Below are 13625 nucleotides of genomic sequence, written 5' to 3'. Positions count from 1 at the left end.
CGTTCATGACAAACGCGGTGTAAAAGATACGTTGAATTCAATCTTAGTTTTTTCCGGAAGAAAAAGAAAAAAACCGAAGCATCTTTGTTTAGATAAAGGTTATGACTTCAAAGATATAGAAGCATTCATCAAGAAAAGAAACATTCGAGCTCATATTCGGAAAAAAGGTGAGAAGCCTCTCATCGGCAAATATAAAGGAAAACCGAGGCGTTGGGTCGTTGAAAGAACAAACAGTTGGCACAATCGATTCAGAGCTATTCTAATTCGCTGGGATAGAAAAGCGGAAAATTATCTGGCATCTCTTTATCTCGCAAGCTCCATCATTGCTTTTAACTTTTTTAATAGGTAGTTTTGAGACCGGCTCTAAGTTAACCTTTCTCAAATCGAACTCCCTATGGAACAATTTTTCAAGTTCAGGTGCATTTTCAGAATAAATAATTGCATGAACATCAAATTCAAATGGAACCGAGGCATCACCTAACTCTTTTACTCTATCCATTGGTTCAAGTCGTCGGGTCATACCAATTTTATATACGCTTTCTCCAAAAGAACCAATATTTGAAATTACATATACATGGCCTGCTTTCGTTTGTTGCGCCATCGAAAGGGCCCTTTGTTTTAGCTGTTGTGCTTCTTCTAATTCTCGCTGCAATTCAGCCATTTTCAATTGAATTTTTTGTAATTGATCACCTTGTGCTTTTTCAAGTTCTTTCTTCGCTTGCTCCAAGGCTTTTGTGTAACGCTTTTCTTCATCTTCAGAATCTTTCAACGCTTTTTCGATTTCTTTTTGAGACCGCTCCTCTTCACGAATTTGCTCTTGAATTCGTTTCTGCTCTTGCTTTTCCTGATAAATTTTATCTTGATATTCATGAGTAAGTCGTAATTCGTTCAACTTTAATTTATAATATTCATTAGTTATATGAATTGAGTGCGTTTCCCCTAATTTGTTTATAGCCTCGTAAACTTTTAGTAATCTTTCTTCCATTTTTAGAATATTATTCCAACGAACATCAGAAATCATTGCTTCACATTCGCCGTTAAAAGCACGTAGCATCAGTTTTATATAATGTTTTGTTTGCTTTTTACCTTCGGCTTTACTCCCGTTCACTGTCCAGGTTGTGCTTGAATATGCTGCTTTTTCTAATTTAATCATCTCCTTGCCGGAATCCCTAACCGCCAATAGTTTTTCTTTATATTGATCAGAAGTATCAAAATCAAAATGTGGACTGTATATTCCATAGCTAATAATTTCTGATTGTTCATTAAAGATTTCGATTTCACGGATTAGCGCTTCTAAAAGTTGTCTTTTAGCCGAATAATCCGACCTCATTTGATCTATTTGAATCTGTATTTCAGTCAGCGTTCTATTTCTTTCTGAAATCGAATCATTAGTTTCTTTAATGACGTTTGATTTATGTGCTTCTAAATCGATAATATTTTTATATTTTTCATATAACGCGTTATATGCTTTAGTTTTGTTAACTAGCAAGTATCCTAAATAGATTGCTACGAGCAGAAATATTAAAATCGTTAAAATTGTCATATGTATGTTCCTCTATGAATTTTTAAAATGGCGCCTAACTATTAATCTCTGAATGTCGTATAAACACCTATTACTGATCCCTACAAAAAAGAGTACCAAAAATATAACAATAATATCCCATTGCCATAATGCAAAACTTAGAAAGGGAAAAGTTAAAACGTTTGGAAAAACGTAGGTTGAAGGGAATTGCTCTCTTGAAGAAGGGCTACACGTGTTACGGAGTATCAAAAAAGCTTGGAGTAAGTAAGCAATCGGTAATGCGTTGGCGAGAAAGATATGAAAAGGAAGGAATCGAAGGAGTAAAATGGAATGGTCGACGAGGTCGACCGACCAAATTGACCATTTCAGAGAAGAAAGAATTAAAAAGAATCATCTTGAAAGGTCCAATAGATTACGGTTATCCGAATGAACTTTGGTCAACGTATCGCGTATCGGAAATCATACGAAAAGAATTCGGAGTAACGTATCATCAAGATTACGTAGGAATTCTCTTACATCAATTAGGATTTTCGTATCAAAAACCTAAAAGAAGAGCGTTGGAAAGAGATGAAAAGGCAATTGAAACTTGGAAAACGAAAACTTGGCCCGGTATAAAAAAAAGCAGAGAATGAAGGGTTTAAAGGTCATATTTTTTAGTATGAAAGCGGAATCAGCCAGAATCCATATACGATAGAAACTTGGAGCTTAATCGGAAAGACACCGATCCTTCGTCACAAGATGTCTTGGAAAAAGTTATCAGTAATCGGTGCTATTTCTAAAAAAGATTTTCACTTTCGGATCATAACAGGCTCTGTTAAAAGCCAGGACCTTATTTATTTTTTAAAGATACTTCTAAAGGAAAATCGCAAAAAGATTTTAATAGTTTGGGATAATCTATCTGCTCATAAAAGCAAAACAATGAATGAATTTTTAAAAGCAAACGAGGAAAGGCTTCGAGTAGAATTTTTGCCTCCTTATGCTCCGGAGTTAAATCCTCAAGAATATATCTGGTGTCGTTGGAAGAAAAACTATATGGCTAATTTTTGTCCGGAGAATCTTAGCCAATTGATTCAAAGAACTAAATCTACTTTAGGTATATAGAAATCAAATACAATCAGTTTCGATAGTTATTGGAGACAAGCTGGTATTTAGGTACTCATTTTTATAGGGATCAGTAGTAAAATGGAGAAAACGAATCGGCAGTGAAGGTGTAGAGAAATTCTTAGAAGAGACAATCTTGTTAGGACAACGAGAAGGTCAGATAACGCATCAAGAATTTACGAGAGTGAATGTAGATACGACGGTTCAGGAGAAAGCGATCACTTTTCCAACGGATGCGAAGCTGTATCATAAAGCCAGACACACGTTAGTTGAATAAGCCGTAAAAGAAGGCATCAAACTAAGACAAAGTTATAAACGAAAGAGTAAATTAAGCACTCATTAAACAAGGACGTTATTCACATGCAAAACAAAGTAAACGGGCCAAGAAAGAAACGAAACGTTTAAAAACGTATTTAGCTCGAGTAAAACGCGACATAGAGCGAAAAGTAGAAAATCCTAATAAACGACTTCAATCTCTTTTAGAAATTTCCGAGAAGATTCTAACGCAAGAAAAAAATAGTAAAGGTAAAATCTACAGCGTTCATGCTCCGGAAGTGGAGTGTATCTCTAAAGGTAAAATTCATAAGAAGTATGAATTCGGTTGTAAGACAAGTTTAGTTACTACCAGTAAATCCAATTGGATTGTTGGCGTTCAAGCCTTGCACGGTAATCCGTATGACGGTCATACTTTGAAGAATGCCATCAACCAGATGGAAAAGATAACCGGCTTTCGACCTAAGGAGTGTTATGTGGATCAAGGTTACAAAGGAAACGATCATCATCCGGTCGATGTGGAAGTTCACCTTTCCAATAAAAGCAGAAAGAAAATGTCTCGTTGGCAAAGGAAATGGATGAACAGAAGAGCCGCCATTGAACCGATCATTTCTCATTTGAAACAGGGTCACAAGATGGATCGGAACTTTCTGAAAGGTCAAGAAGGAGATCGTATCAATGCCATCCTATCCGCTGCCGGTTGTAATTTCAGAAAGCTATTCCGAGCTTTCTTTTTGTTTCTGGATCAAATTTCTCTTTTTCGCGTGCGCCTTTTTCAAATTTCTCTTTGGTGCAACCATTTTAATTAGGAGATCACTTTTTCAGGGACGACTATTTATGCGATTGAAGCTGCTATGGTGGATAAAATTGAATGGCTTGAGAAACGGTCGCTGGTTGCAAAAAACCGGTGAACAAAACGAAACTTCCGGTAATGGATATTATTGTTTTGCGATTCAATGAGACTTAATCTGTCTCATAGTTTTACGGGACATAAGATACATATGAGGAAGCTCTATTATGTTCACATTAAAGTGATTTTTTTTAAATAAATTTATCACTATTTTGCATTTCCATGTAGTATGCTACGAAATGGCAAAAACCAAACAAAATTCACAAACCTCACTCCCAGAACAATTTTCTGAAATGCTCGACTCGTTTGAACGAGTCCGCGACAATGCGCTGTCAAAGTTGGCGAGTAGGGACGACGGCGATTTTAAGGCCGGACAACTAAATTGGTGGTCCGGCAAAATCGGGTCCATCATTACGCAAGCGTCACAAATACAGGAGAATTTTCGGCGCGGCCGCCATGCGATTGATACCTTCAACGATTCCGATAGCATCCACGCAATTGGGAATTCCATTAGAAAATCCGCACGTGATAATTTAGAGGAAATTATAAAAACCGCCGTTACTATGTATTACCAATTTTGCATAGACCTGGACGAAGCAAAAGCAAAGGGGAAAAGATAATGGAAACGGAATTTACATACGACGAATTGCGCGAGTTGAGTTATCTCGTTTGGAACAAAAGAACAAAATTGCGTGAGCAGGCTGATGGCTATATGAGATCGAAAGCTATTTGTGACGATGCTATTTTTAAAAAATTGGCGGAACGAACCGAAGCGGAATTCGAGTTATTTAAAAACCTTGAATCTAAATTAGAAAAAATGAAACACGCATCAAGGGCCGCGGGATGAACGAATATTTTATTCACTTCATAGAGTTGAGTGGCTTTGTGCGAGCGTTTAGAATACAATCTCGGAGTTTACTGGGAGCAAAGTTTAAAGCGACGAGAATATTCAATACACAGCCGGGACGTCCTATTTCTGCAATAGAAATTCACGATGGATTTTCAACTAACCCGTTTTGTATGGCTCACAGATTTATCGGATCGAAAAAGTGGAGTTCATATCTGTGAAACGAGTAAACATAAACTCAGTGGTTCTACGAACGGGTGGGGAATTGATTTTAGATAACAAACAATCTATGCACCTATTAACACGAAGCCTCTGGGTTACAGTCCCAGAGTTTTTTCCTGATAAATATTTTCCGGTAACGTTAGCGGGAGCAAAAAAATTTCTGAACGAGGGGAAGATCAAAAAATGAAAATCCGTTCTATCGAATTCAGTCACGGCCCGGTTTCTGTATATGCTCACTCGTTCGAGTCGGAACGAGTGACAATGTGTGTAAAAGGATTTTTGAATACGTTTCAACAATTCCAAGACGTAACACATGAGTTGAGTCCGGGGATCGGACGGGTTACGATTTGTTCAACGAATCCGAGCGCTTTTTTATTCACATTACCCAATACGATCGGAACCCTGCATTTACATTTTTCAAATGGTAGAGATACGATCGATCAGGACGTTATTATTCCGACTTTGCAAGATCCAGAACGGACGGCCGCCATGGAGAAGTTATTAACTGTGGTTCGTTTATTAATACAAACCACTGAATCGGAGCGTATATCCGCATGAAGTATTTGAAATATTCGATTTTTCTTTTTTGTGGAATGGCGGTTGCATTTTTTATTTCGTTTTGGATTGAAACGCTAAACCCGGAACCGCACGACGGGGCGTTGCTATTTGAATCGTTATCCTGGTATTCGTCTATGTTTCTCGCTGGAATATGCGGATTCATTGCAGGGAGGGGGAAATGAAAGACTTCGTGGATGAGTTAAATAACGAACTCAAATCAAAAGGACTTCCGGGGGTAACGGCCGGCAGTCAGGTTCAACTCAAAACGTGCGCCGGTTGTGGACGTGGTGCGACGGTATTGTATCAATCAGGTCGTTGTAGAGTGTGTATATCAACCGGATACCGGAATCGTTTTTTACCACCGGGAAGAATTAAGTTTTTTTAATATACAATGAGACATAAATAAAAGCGGAATCTATTATGGAACTATTTCTAATACTACTCATCGGAACGTCTGTGTCGTTCGGACTATTCTATCTCGATCACGTAGCGAACATACGAGCGAATAAATAATGCGTTATCTCGACGAAATCATAACGGAAGAACTAAACAAATTCTTTGGAATCGTAAAAAACAGATTCCAACGAGAGTTTGAGCACGGAATTCGAAATGTATCATCGGAACTGCAAACGTATATAACGCAAGGTGACAAACATAATGAATCTGAAATATTCGAGTTTATATTATGCGAGCAGTGTAAGCGTTATCATTTCGAAAACGAAAAACACGTCTGCAATATGTTAAGAGGAAAACGGAATGCCTAAAATAATCCGAACAACCGATTTTGTCGCGGAGGTTAAGGAGTTGGCCCGACGCGGATATACCAAAACGGATATATCCAAGAAACTTTCTGAGAAGTATTTAGGTAACGGTAAAAAATTGACTCCCAGAACAATTACGAAAGCGCTGACAGAAGGGCCGTTTAGAGGGAAACAATGACACTGGATCTAAAAACAGCGAGACGAACACTCTCGAATCTGGCAACGAGCACGAGTTCCGAGTCCAGTTATCGAATCGAATTTTTGAATATAAAGACGGAAATGTTTTTCTCGATTAAAAAGCTGTCCATTCCCGGAAACCTTCCCTCCGGAACGTATAGAGCGGAAGTATTTGAGGTAACGAGTGAGGGGGAAAAGGTTCTTTCGAATTTTGAATTCAGTATCCCGTTCAAAGAGGAGCTTGAAACACAAAATCAGATATCAATTACTCCACCGGTAGAGGTTCAAAGTCCGAAGGATTTAAACTTAAGCATATTATTAGAACTTCGAAAACAGGATCAAATTTCGCATGAGAATGAACGACAATTGTGGGAAACGAAACTGGACGGACTTCGCGCGGCATACGAAGCGGAAAGTAGACGACTCAACGAATCACACAAAAATGAAATCGATCGAATTAACAAAGACTGGGAATACAAACTCGAAATTACGAAAAACAATCAGATTTTGTTAGAGGCGGAACGGACCAAACTCACGCGAGCGATTGAATCGCGAGTCAAAGGGGAACTCAAAAACGGTTCTCAGACCGAAGGCTTTGATCTGACTAAGGCCCTCGAAAATCCTCTCATATTATCTCTACTCGGAAAAACACTCGGATTAGAAGTTCCGAATATACCAACCGGAAGCGGTGGAATCGATATGGCCCAGATTATGCAATTGGCATCCGGCCTGATGAATCAAACACCTTCCACCGGTGGCCAAACAAACAGCATTATGGAAATAATCAATCGAGGTAAGTGATGGACGAGAGAATTAGAAATTTAGAATACAGCAATTCGTTGTTGATTGCGGTATTGGAAACGTTGTATCCGTTGTTTTCAAAGTATTTGTCGGCTGAACAACGAGAACAAATCAATTTTGCATTACGTGAAGCAAAAGGAGAATAACTGATGAATGAAATAGAATCGATTACGATTGTGTTCCGGGATAAAACGGTGGTCGTTTTGGATGTTGCATCCATGAGGATCATTAGTCCGGCAATGGTGGAACAAATCCAATCGGCAGTTGAAAACTCCGGAGTGGTTCCGGAGAACAGTGGCTAAACCTTGCGTTTACGATCCACAACGGACGCGTCTACGTCGTTTACGGTATACGCCTAAAAACGATGGCCGGGACTGGCAACGGGAGTTGTATTCGGTGTTTTGTTGCACGTTAGTCTCACCCGATGCGTATCGACCGGAATGGAGCGTGATCCACGAAAAAATCGGACTGCCTGGAGTGGGAGCCCTGTAAATCCCTCGGCGGTAGCCGAGCAGCATTCAATAAAATGAATATACCAAAAGGAGAAAAAATGTCAGAAACAACAGGAACGACAATCAGACGACTCATAGAAACGGACGGAATAAAATACGAGGTTTATATTTCGCGACCGGACAAAACACCAGCCCTGTTCTATTTGGAGGAGGGTGATTTTATATCTCTCGTAGAGGCAATGAAAAAGGCGCTGGGGTATGCGAACAGAGAAGAGGTGAAAGGAAATGAGTAAAACAGTCGGACGTATGGAGGAGAGGGTAGATAAAAAGGAAGGAAAGAAATTTTTCAATCTTGAAATTAATTTTCCGTTTTCGCCTAAGATGGAATTTTACGTGAGAGAAAATTCTAAAAAAAACGCGCCTGATGCCAGGGCCTCCGCGCCTGATTTCCTTGTTTATTACGCACGGAATCAGGTGGGAGCCGCTTGGAAAAAGACATCTAAGAACTCTACAGAATATCTTTCTTGCGAGATAATGGCGCCCCTGCACTTAGAGGGCAAGCTGAATTTTGCGTTGTTTCCGGACCCGGCCACACCTGGGGACTATAACGTATTGTATTCGGAACCGATGGAGAAAAAACCGTCTCAGGAAGAGGTTCCATACTAATGGCTTTATTTGTATGGCTGGGAAGCTAAGGGAATAAGGCCCACGTAAAGGCAGACCGGGGGACAATACCGTCCTCCGGTTTTTTTGTGCCCGGATTTTTCCGGGGTGGAGGGGGGAGAGTAATACCCCCCCGCTAACGGAATTTCAATAAAAACAAAAGAATAAAAGGTAAAACTAAAATGAATGAGATTATCTCAAAAACTTCCGTTCCTGATTTTTTAAAACGTCCGTTTGTGGACTGGCTTTCGTTTACCGTAGAATATTCGGATCCTTCTTGGACGTGGTTGAAGAATACGTTTGGAGAACTAAAAATCGAAGAAAAGGGGTATCAAACCGGCCACACACATACCTTCCGGGCGAACGGGGACGTATTCGGTGCGTTTTCTCCAAATAGGCGAAGTCAAAAAATTTATGTGTCCCTTTCGTCAAAGGCCCTTTTTAATTTAGGGCTTTCAGGAGAAGGTCTTTCGAAGTTAATTGAGGAAGCGGTTCAATTAAAGGGAAGATTTACGAGAATCGATCTGGCTCAAGATGATTATGACGGTTTTTTAAACTTAGATTTAATTTGTGAAAAATTGGATCGAAAAGAAGTTTTAACCCGCTTTCGGGGATACAGTGAGTTTGAAGCCTTGGGAGAGAAAATAAAAACTGGATCGTTTTTTACAGACCCAAAGCTTGGAAAACAAGGCTTTACGGTTTATATCGGAGCGATGCGAAAAAGTAGTGTATTTGTTCGGATCTACGACAAGAAGTTGCAGGTCGGTCCTGAATGTGTTTGGCCGATTTGGAACCGGTTAGAGTTTCAGTTATCCGGTCCCGCCGCCGATCAGTATTGTAATCCGACTTGGAATGTAAATCCGGATACCGGTGAAATCCTGAATACGAACGAAAGTTTTCCCGATCCAAGACGCGCCAAATTCGAAGACAGGAGTTTCCCAAGAACCGCATATTACTATATTAAGTTTTTGGAACCTACTTATATTCAGAAAAAAAATGATTTAGGACATCTTTATCTTTCTGAAAAAGAAAAGCGTTTTTGGATTCCTTGTAGCTGGTGGACTCAATTTTTAAAAACCGCCGAAGGACAGCCGATCGGATTACCGAAACACGAGACTGGACTTGAAGAAATCGACAACTGGTTACGAAACCAGGTTTCTGGAGCGGTATCACTCATGTCCGATTTGTATGGGGACGATTATTACGAAGATTTAAAGGCGGAAGGGACTGAAAAACAAAAACGGAATAAAAAATACCAGAGACTCAAAGAAGAATTTTTAGAGAAAAAATCAAAACCGAAAGTTTTAGAACCGAAAAACGAAGTTCCATTCTAAAAAATAGGCTCTATTCGGGTCTTGTTCAAGCCCTGTTCAGGCTCTATCAGTTTGAAAAGTGGCTCTGTTCGAGTCTTGTTCAAGTCCTGAGTGAGTTCTGTTCAAGCCCTAAAAACGAAAACGAGAAATAAAATGCCTTTAATCAGCGAATTCTACGGAATTAAAATATACATCAACTACTTAGATCATAATCCTCCGCATGTTCACGTCTATTACGCCGAATATTCCGCGTTGATCGGGATCGCGGACGTAAAAATCATGGACGGACATTTACCGAAGGTTGCGAAAAAATTGGTTTTGGAATGGATGTTTAAAAATCGAAAAGCATTGCAAAAAAATTGGGATCGTGCTACCAAAAGGGAAGCACTTGTCAAAATAAAGCCGTTAGATTAGTATGAAAAAAATTATCAGCGTAAAACCGGAATTTGATTCCCTATCCGTTCGAGTTAAATTTGATTCGGGGGAAGATTTTATGTATGACCTTTCCAAAGAACTTTTTGGACCGATCGGAACCGAACTTAAAAAACGTCCAGCGTTTGAGCAGGTAACGGTTAATTCGCTAACGGGTTCAATTGAGTGGGATAACGGATTTGATGTTTGTCCGGATTTTCTCTACAAGGCATATAAAAAACAGAGCAAACGAAGTTTAAAAAAAATTTAAACGGCTCTGTACTTTTCTTTAGAAATGTGATTTCCTATTTCTATGAAATCACTTTCCGAATCACTTCTAAACCTACCCCAAAAAGATCATCCGGTCGTTCAAAAACTAATCCGCTTTGTAACGGCGAGCCCTGAAAAGTTCGAACGATTAAAACCTACCCTAACCAAACTGGAATCGTATGAGGATACGGTAATGGACGTGTTCCGACTTGCGTATCAGTATCCGGAAGATTTGGGGGAATATGAAAATAAAATTATATTCGAATTGTATAACGTTGTTCGATTACTTCCGTATCACGCGGACCCCGTGGGCCTTGAAACAGTCAGTCGTTTTAAATACACAAAGGATCCAAAGTTTCCGATTCGTGACTGTGACGACAAAACAGTTCCGATTTTAGCAAAAGCGATTCTCGACAAAATTCCATGCCGCGCTGTCGTGTGCGGAAAAGGAAACCGACCTCATCATATCTACCCCGAAATTCAGTTAAACGGACATTGGATCCCGGCGGACGCAACGTATCCGGAACGTTCGGTATTCGGACAAAAACTTTACGGAGAAATGTTTCGACGTGAGTTCTACCTCGCCGATTTTCAAAAAAAATTCTAAAAACAAGCTCTGTCCGAGCTCTGTTCAAGCCCTATAACCCCAACCTAAAAATTCGAAGCTTGTACTAGAGAGCGAAATAGATTACTCTGTTGGCAGATGAGTAATCGACTGACACTCGAAGGCGACCCGACATTACCGGAAGATTTCCAAATCACCCGAGTATATGGAAAGTATATTCCAAAATTTGAATTGAACGGAGAACTGTCCGGCGACCTCTATATAGAACGAATTGACGGATACTCTCCCAGAGTAGCACAACTCTCCGGATTCGACGACGCCAAACACTCAGAATTTTTTGGAAGCCTTGTCTATGACGACGCGATCCCGATATTTCTCTCTGGTGATGAACTGGGAGCTTGGGGAGCACTTCTCAAAGGGCTTCGATTCAAAGCACCGGCAATCAAAATGCCCGTATTTAAGGGCTTCAAACTAAACACTCGGGGGTTATCTCGTGGACTAAGTAACGCGACCAAAAGTGTCGGCCGAATTGGAAAACAAATCGGGAAGGGCGCACAAAATGCAGTTCGGTCGTATGGCAAAGCCTGGAAGGACGTAGGAAAGGGTTTGGGTAAAGGGCTAAAGGACGTCGGCAATATGGTCGGCCAGGTCGCACAGGGCGGAATGGGACTCCTCCAGTCCATGGGACAAGGGCAGGGCCAAGAACAAACTGAAGAACCTCAAGACGAACAGTTAGACGAAACACAAAACTCTGAGGATCCCGGTTATTCCGAAGAAGTAGAAAACTACTCGGAAGCACCGGAAGAGATTCCAACGGATGAGGATATGGAAGAGCAACTAAACGGCGAACTCGGTTTTTTACCCACGGCAATGATGGCGGCGGGAACGGCGGGTCAAATTTTCAATTCGTTTAACAGTATGCAACAGCAAAACACGGCGGCCAAACACGCGCGGAATATGGATAAACTAAACGCATTTGCCTCCGTATTGAGACCTCAACCGAAAGCCGTAGTAAAAAGACCCGCTCCAAAAAAAGCGGTATCAAACTCGTCATTTTCTAATCCTAAACTTGCACAAACTCCGGACGGGGCGTTAAAACTCAGTTATTCAAATCGGAATTTGGACAACCAAGCCGATTCCGGTGGTGGTTCAGGGGAAAAGACAGATAACAAAAACATAATGTATATCGGTGCTGGAATCGCGGCACTCGGACTCGTATATATGATGAATAAAAAAGGTAAATAACATGGCATCTAAAAAATCAAAAACGGTTCGTAGGAAGAAACATACTTCAACAAAAAAATCGAAACCATTGGTGCATTCTCAGGGTATTCAAAAACGATACAATTCAACTAAACGCCCAACGTTATCAGCCGTTCCACAGAAGCCCAAAAAAAACGCAACCATTACTCAAAAGAAAAAATATTTGGCAAAGCTTGATACTTTGAATTCTCGAAACACTAAAAAACTTCGAGAATGGCAGGAGAATGTGAAAGAGGCCAACAAATTGGATCAGAAAATATTCGGATAGAAGTCGTTTAACAAAAACATAGGAAAACAAAATGGCATTTAATTTACAACGGGAATTCGACAAAAAAACTCTCATCGGAATCGTCATCGGGGTTGCGACACTCGCGGGTTCGTATCTCGCACAAAATTTTGTTCCGGAATCTCTGGACACAAAGAAAAAACTCAGACCCATCGTCGTTCCGATATTGGTTGCAATCATAGCGGCATTGGCAATCAAAAAACGGGAATACAAACCCTTTGCAATCACTGGATCTGCAATTATGCTAATATTCGGAATCCTGAAACTATTGGACGAAGAGAAATCCGACGACAAAAAGATTTTGAAAAAGATCTTCGGACTGAGCCTTGCCGGTGACAGACAGGAATTAGAATTTCAGAATATGTCTGAACTCAAAGGATTTGTGGACGCGGCCACTCAGGTCGACGGCGACGGATACATAGAGATACAGTCCCCTATGGCAAACCAAATTCACGGGGAAGAAGTTCTCTATGGAGAGGATGAAATCCATGGCGAAGAAGTTCTCTACGGGGACGACGAGATTCACGGGGAGGAAGTTCTCTATGGAGACGAAGTTCTTCTCTAAACACGAAACCATTTTTTAAATTTTTAAGGAAAAAAAACAACATGTCACGTAGAACACACGGCAAATTAACTACAGTAAAAAATCCGGATGGAACCACATCCAGAATCAGAAAACCGGGATCTGAGTTTTATTACAAAACGATTGGCTCCGGGATTCCGATCGACTCGCTGAAACGTTCCTATTCGTTTTTTAAAAATCTACCGGGAGAGATTAAAAACTACGAACCAGGTTCCAATCCACTTCCGAATAATTTTGGGAAGGTGGCGCTTTTGTATTTCGGGGTTGCAGGTCCCAATATGGGAATGATTTCCATCAACGAGGCGACCGTGGGCGCGGTGGATGTTATCGAACGCATTAGAAATTCTGCAACCGTCACTTTACGAACCGGTGGAGACGTAAATCACGTTGAGGCACTCCGAAACATCCTCGAACCGATGCCGTTTATTTTTAGAACCACGGACGTAGGTTCTGCAACTGCAGGTTTAATTCGTCCTCCGATTCAGAGTTCCCAGAGAAGGGCGCATTCGGCCTGGATCAAACGATCCGACGCGTTAGTCGTTCCGTTTGAATCTCCGTTGCCCGTAAAAACAAACGAGTCTCTGGAGTTGGAACTAAACATCGCCGACGGTGTGACGATTCCGAATTTCGCGGACGGCTACTACCTCATTGCGTATCTGGGAGTCGAAGCGAATTTTTCCCAGGGAAAAGCAGAGAGATAAGGAACT

General features: G+C 40.7%; 24 protein-coding genes and 1 pseudogene. 24 read left to right on the top strand and 1 reads right to left on the bottom strand.

Annotation, left to right across the window (positions count from 1 at the left end; translation table 11 throughout):
- On the top strand, positions 1-349 hold a 349-nt coding region (locus LEP1GSC062_RS14450), incomplete at its 5' end, for a transposase (RefSeq protein ID WP_039942187.1).
- Here LEP1GSC062_RS14450 and LEP1GSC062_RS14445 read toward each other — a convergent pair.
- A complete protein-coding gene (locus tag LEP1GSC062_RS14445; RefSeq protein WP_010579325.1) occupies positions 260-1543 on the bottom strand; it encodes an SNIPE associated domain-containing protein in 1284 nt (427 codons plus the stop codon). The two genes, LEP1GSC062_RS14450 and LEP1GSC062_RS14445, sit on opposite strands and share 90 nt — an antisense overlap.
- Positions 1544-1671: 128 nt before the next feature.
- On the opposite strand from LEP1GSC062_RS14445, the gene LEP1GSC062_RS25920 reads away from it, so the two are divergent.
- The 23 genes and pseudogenes from LEP1GSC062_RS25920 (at position 1672) to LEP1GSC062_RS14330 (ending at position 13619) form a co-directional block, all read left to right on the top strand.
- A complete protein-coding gene (locus tag LEP1GSC062_RS25920) occupies positions 1672-2154 on the top strand; it encodes an IS630 family transposase (RefSeq protein ID WP_010579324.1) in 483 nt (160 codons plus the stop codon).
- 37 nt (positions 2155-2191) lie between these two features.
- Positions 2192-2623 carry a transposase gene (locus tag LEP1GSC062_RS25915; protein ID WP_425268436.1) on the top strand — a complete coding sequence of 144 codons (432 nt, stop codon included), beginning with the start codon at positions 2192-2194 and terminating at the stop codon, positions 2621-2623.
- Positions 2624-2693: 70 nt separating this feature from the next.
- A pseudogene (locus tag LEP1GSC062_RS14430) lies at positions 2694-3705 on the top strand (IS5 family transposase); the annotation flags it as partial.
- A 280-nt stretch (positions 3706-3985) separates the two neighbouring features.
- A complete protein-coding gene (locus tag LEP1GSC062_RS14425) occupies positions 3986-4366 on the top strand; it encodes a hypothetical protein (protein WP_010579322.1) in 381 nt (126 codons plus the stop codon).
- Positions 4366-4593: a hypothetical protein gene (locus tag LEP1GSC062_RS14420; RefSeq protein ID WP_010579321.1), complete on the top strand. Its 228-nt coding sequence runs from the start codon at positions 4366-4368 to the stop codon at positions 4591-4593. Before LEP1GSC062_RS14425 ends, LEP1GSC062_RS14420 begins: the two co-directional genes overlap by 1 nt.
- Positions 4590-4814 carry a hypothetical protein gene (locus tag LEP1GSC062_RS25910; protein ID WP_010579320.1) on the top strand — a complete coding sequence of 75 codons (225 nt, stop codon included), beginning with the start codon at positions 4590-4592 and terminating at the stop codon, positions 4812-4814. Before LEP1GSC062_RS14420 ends, LEP1GSC062_RS25910 begins: the two co-directional genes overlap by 4 nt.
- A 184-nt stretch (positions 4815-4998) precedes the next feature.
- The gene (locus tag LEP1GSC062_RS14405) at positions 4999-5373 is read left to right on the top strand and encodes a hypothetical protein (protein ID WP_010579318.1); all 375 of its coding nucleotides are present in this window, start codon (positions 4999-5001) and stop codon (positions 5371-5373) included.
- Positions 5370-5555 (top strand): hypothetical protein, encoded by a 186-nt coding sequence (locus tag LEP1GSC062_RS24920; RefSeq protein ID WP_010579317.1) that lies wholly within the window; start codon positions 5370-5372, stop codon positions 5553-5555. Before LEP1GSC062_RS14405 ends, LEP1GSC062_RS24920 begins: the two co-directional genes overlap by 4 nt.
- Entirely contained in the window at positions 5552-5758 is a 207-nt protein-coding gene (locus LEP1GSC062_RS14395) for a hypothetical protein (protein ID WP_010579316.1), read from the top strand. Before LEP1GSC062_RS24920 ends, LEP1GSC062_RS14395 begins: the two co-directional genes overlap by 4 nt.
- A 127-nt stretch (positions 5759-5885) precedes the next feature.
- Complete coding sequence (locus LEP1GSC062_RS24915) at positions 5886-6137, top strand: hypothetical protein (protein WP_010579315.1); 252 nt, start codon at positions 5886-5888, stop codon at positions 6135-6137.
- A complete protein-coding gene (locus tag LEP1GSC062_RS14385) occupies positions 6130-6312 on the top strand; it encodes a hypothetical protein (RefSeq protein ID WP_010579314.1) in 183 nt (60 codons plus the stop codon). The genes LEP1GSC062_RS24915 and LEP1GSC062_RS14385 overlap by 8 nt, the downstream gene beginning before the upstream one ends.
- Complete coding sequence (locus LEP1GSC062_RS14380) at positions 6309-7112, top strand: ML domain-containing protein (RefSeq protein WP_010579313.1); 804 nt, start codon at positions 6309-6311, stop codon at positions 7110-7112. The genes LEP1GSC062_RS14385 and LEP1GSC062_RS14380 overlap by 4 nt, the downstream gene beginning before the upstream one ends.
- Positions 7113-7261: 149 nt before the next feature.
- Entirely contained in the window at positions 7262-7414 is a 153-nt protein-coding gene (locus tag LEP1GSC062_RS24055) for a hypothetical protein (protein ID WP_020984596.1), read from the top strand.
- Between the two features lie 248 nt (positions 7415-7662).
- Positions 7663-7857: a hypothetical protein gene (locus LEP1GSC062_RS14375; RefSeq protein WP_010579312.1), complete on the top strand. Its 195-nt coding sequence runs from the start codon at positions 7663-7665 to the stop codon at positions 7855-7857.
- Positions 7850-8230, top strand: coding sequence for a DUF736 family protein (locus tag LEP1GSC062_RS14370; protein ID WP_010579311.1), 381 nt, complete (start codon positions 7850-7852; stop codon positions 8228-8230). The genes LEP1GSC062_RS14375 and LEP1GSC062_RS14370 overlap by 8 nt, the downstream gene beginning before the upstream one ends.
- A gap of 179 nt (positions 8231-8409) precedes the next feature.
- Complete coding sequence (locus LEP1GSC062_RS14365; protein WP_010579310.1) at positions 8410-9561, top strand: replication initiation factor domain-containing protein; 1152 nt, start codon at positions 8410-8412, stop codon at positions 9559-9561.
- A 132-nt stretch (positions 9562-9693) separates the two neighbouring features.
- Positions 9694-9954 carry a DUF4160 domain-containing protein gene (locus LEP1GSC062_RS14360; RefSeq protein ID WP_010579309.1) on the top strand — a complete coding sequence of 87 codons (261 nt, stop codon included), beginning with the start codon at positions 9694-9696 and terminating at the stop codon, positions 9952-9954.
- Between the two features lies 1 nt (position 9955).
- Positions 9956-10222 carry a DUF2442 domain-containing protein gene (locus tag LEP1GSC062_RS14355; RefSeq protein WP_020984615.1) on the top strand — a complete coding sequence of 89 codons (267 nt, stop codon included), beginning with the start codon at positions 9956-9958 and terminating at the stop codon, positions 10220-10222.
- A 42-nt stretch (positions 10223-10264) separates the two neighbouring features.
- Positions 10265-10828, top strand: a complete 564-nt coding sequence (locus LEP1GSC062_RS14350; RefSeq protein ID WP_010579307.1) for a hypothetical protein — start codon at positions 10265-10267, stop codon at positions 10826-10828.
- 96 nt (positions 10829-10924) lie between these two features.
- A complete protein-coding gene (locus LEP1GSC062_RS14345) occupies positions 10925-12031 on the top strand; it encodes a hypothetical protein (RefSeq protein ID WP_010579306.1) in 1107 nt (368 codons plus the stop codon).
- Position 12032: 1 nt separating this feature from the next.
- Entirely contained in the window at positions 12033-12317 is a 285-nt protein-coding gene (locus LEP1GSC062_RS23680; RefSeq protein WP_020984601.1) for a hypothetical protein, read from the top strand.
- 31 nt (positions 12318-12348) lie between these two features.
- Positions 12349-12900, top strand: a complete 552-nt coding sequence (locus LEP1GSC062_RS14335; RefSeq protein ID WP_010579305.1) for a hypothetical protein — start codon at positions 12349-12351, stop codon at positions 12898-12900.
- Between the two features lie 41 nt (positions 12901-12941).
- Entirely contained in the window at positions 12942-13619 is a 678-nt protein-coding gene (locus LEP1GSC062_RS14330) for a hypothetical protein (RefSeq protein WP_010579304.1), read from the top strand.
- Positions 13620-13625: the final 6 nt, after the last annotated feature.

The organism is Leptospira alexanderi serovar Manhao 3 str. L 60 (assembly GCF_000243815.2).
Classification (GTDB): domain Bacteria; phylum Spirochaetota; class Leptospiria; order Leptospirales; family Leptospiraceae; genus Leptospira; species Leptospira alexanderi.
This window is presented reverse-complemented; position numbering and strand designations above follow the sequence as displayed.

What these genes read in the sequence shown, in the direction of transcription:
- LEP1GSC062_RS14445 (WP_010579325.1), bottom strand. Translation starts at nt 1,543, where the DNA reads ATGACAATTTTAACGATTTTAATATTTCTGCTCGTAGCAATCTATTTA.
- LEP1GSC062_RS25920 (WP_010579324.1), top strand. Translation starts at nt 1,672, where the DNA reads ATGCAAAACTTAGAAAGGGAAAAGTTAAAACGTTTGGAAAAACGTAGG.
- LEP1GSC062_RS14425 (WP_010579322.1), top strand. Translation starts at nt 3,986, where the DNA reads ATGGCAAAAACCAAACAAAATTCACAAACCTCACTCCCAGAACAATTT.
- LEP1GSC062_RS14420 (WP_010579321.1), top strand. Translation starts at nt 4,366, where the DNA reads ATGGAAACGGAATTTACATACGACGAATTGCGCGAGTTGAGTTATCTC.
- LEP1GSC062_RS25910 (WP_010579320.1), top strand. Translation starts at nt 4,590, where the DNA reads ATGAACGAATATTTTATTCACTTCATAGAGTTGAGTGGCTTTGTGCGA.
- LEP1GSC062_RS14405 (WP_010579318.1), top strand. Translation starts at nt 4,999, where the DNA reads ATGAAAATCCGTTCTATCGAATTCAGTCACGGCCCGGTTTCTGTATAT.
- LEP1GSC062_RS24920 (WP_010579317.1), top strand. Translation starts at nt 5,370, where the DNA reads ATGAAGTATTTGAAATATTCGATTTTTCTTTTTTGTGGAATGGCGGTT.
- LEP1GSC062_RS14395 (WP_010579316.1), top strand. Translation starts at nt 5,552, where the DNA reads ATGAAAGACTTCGTGGATGAGTTAAATAACGAACTCAAATCAAAAGGA.
- LEP1GSC062_RS24915 (WP_010579315.1), top strand. Translation starts at nt 5,886, where the DNA reads ATGCGTTATCTCGACGAAATCATAACGGAAGAACTAAACAAATTCTTT.
- LEP1GSC062_RS14385 (WP_010579314.1), top strand. Translation starts at nt 6,130, where the DNA reads ATGCCTAAAATAATCCGAACAACCGATTTTGTCGCGGAGGTTAAGGAG.
- LEP1GSC062_RS14380 (WP_010579313.1), top strand. Translation starts at nt 6,309, where the DNA reads ATGACACTGGATCTAAAAACAGCGAGACGAACACTCTCGAATCTGGCA.
- LEP1GSC062_RS24055 (WP_020984596.1), top strand. Translation starts at nt 7,262, where the DNA reads ATGAATGAAATAGAATCGATTACGATTGTGTTCCGGGATAAAACGGTG.
- LEP1GSC062_RS14375 (WP_010579312.1), top strand. Translation starts at nt 7,663, where the DNA reads ATGTCAGAAACAACAGGAACGACAATCAGACGACTCATAGAAACGGAC.
- LEP1GSC062_RS14370 (WP_010579311.1), top strand. Translation starts at nt 7,850, where the DNA reads ATGAGTAAAACAGTCGGACGTATGGAGGAGAGGGTAGATAAAAAGGAA.
- LEP1GSC062_RS14365 (WP_010579310.1), top strand. Translation starts at nt 8,410, where the DNA reads ATGAATGAGATTATCTCAAAAACTTCCGTTCCTGATTTTTTAAAACGT.
- LEP1GSC062_RS14360 (WP_010579309.1), top strand. Translation starts at nt 9,694, where the DNA reads ATGCCTTTAATCAGCGAATTCTACGGAATTAAAATATACATCAACTAC.
- LEP1GSC062_RS14355 (WP_020984615.1), top strand. Translation starts at nt 9,956, where the DNA reads ATGAAAAAAATTATCAGCGTAAAACCGGAATTTGATTCCCTATCCGTT.
- LEP1GSC062_RS14350 (WP_010579307.1), top strand. Translation starts at nt 10,265, where the DNA reads ATGAAATCACTTTCCGAATCACTTCTAAACCTACCCCAAAAAGATCAT.
- LEP1GSC062_RS14345 (WP_010579306.1), top strand. Translation starts at nt 10,925, where the DNA reads ATGAGTAATCGACTGACACTCGAAGGCGACCCGACATTACCGGAAGAT.
- LEP1GSC062_RS23680 (WP_020984601.1), top strand. Translation starts at nt 12,033, where the DNA reads ATGGCATCTAAAAAATCAAAAACGGTTCGTAGGAAGAAACATACTTCA.
- LEP1GSC062_RS14335 (WP_010579305.1), top strand. Translation starts at nt 12,349, where the DNA reads ATGGCATTTAATTTACAACGGGAATTCGACAAAAAAACTCTCATCGGA.
- LEP1GSC062_RS14330 (WP_010579304.1), top strand. Translation starts at nt 12,942, where the DNA reads ATGTCACGTAGAACACACGGCAAATTAACTACAGTAAAAAATCCGGAT.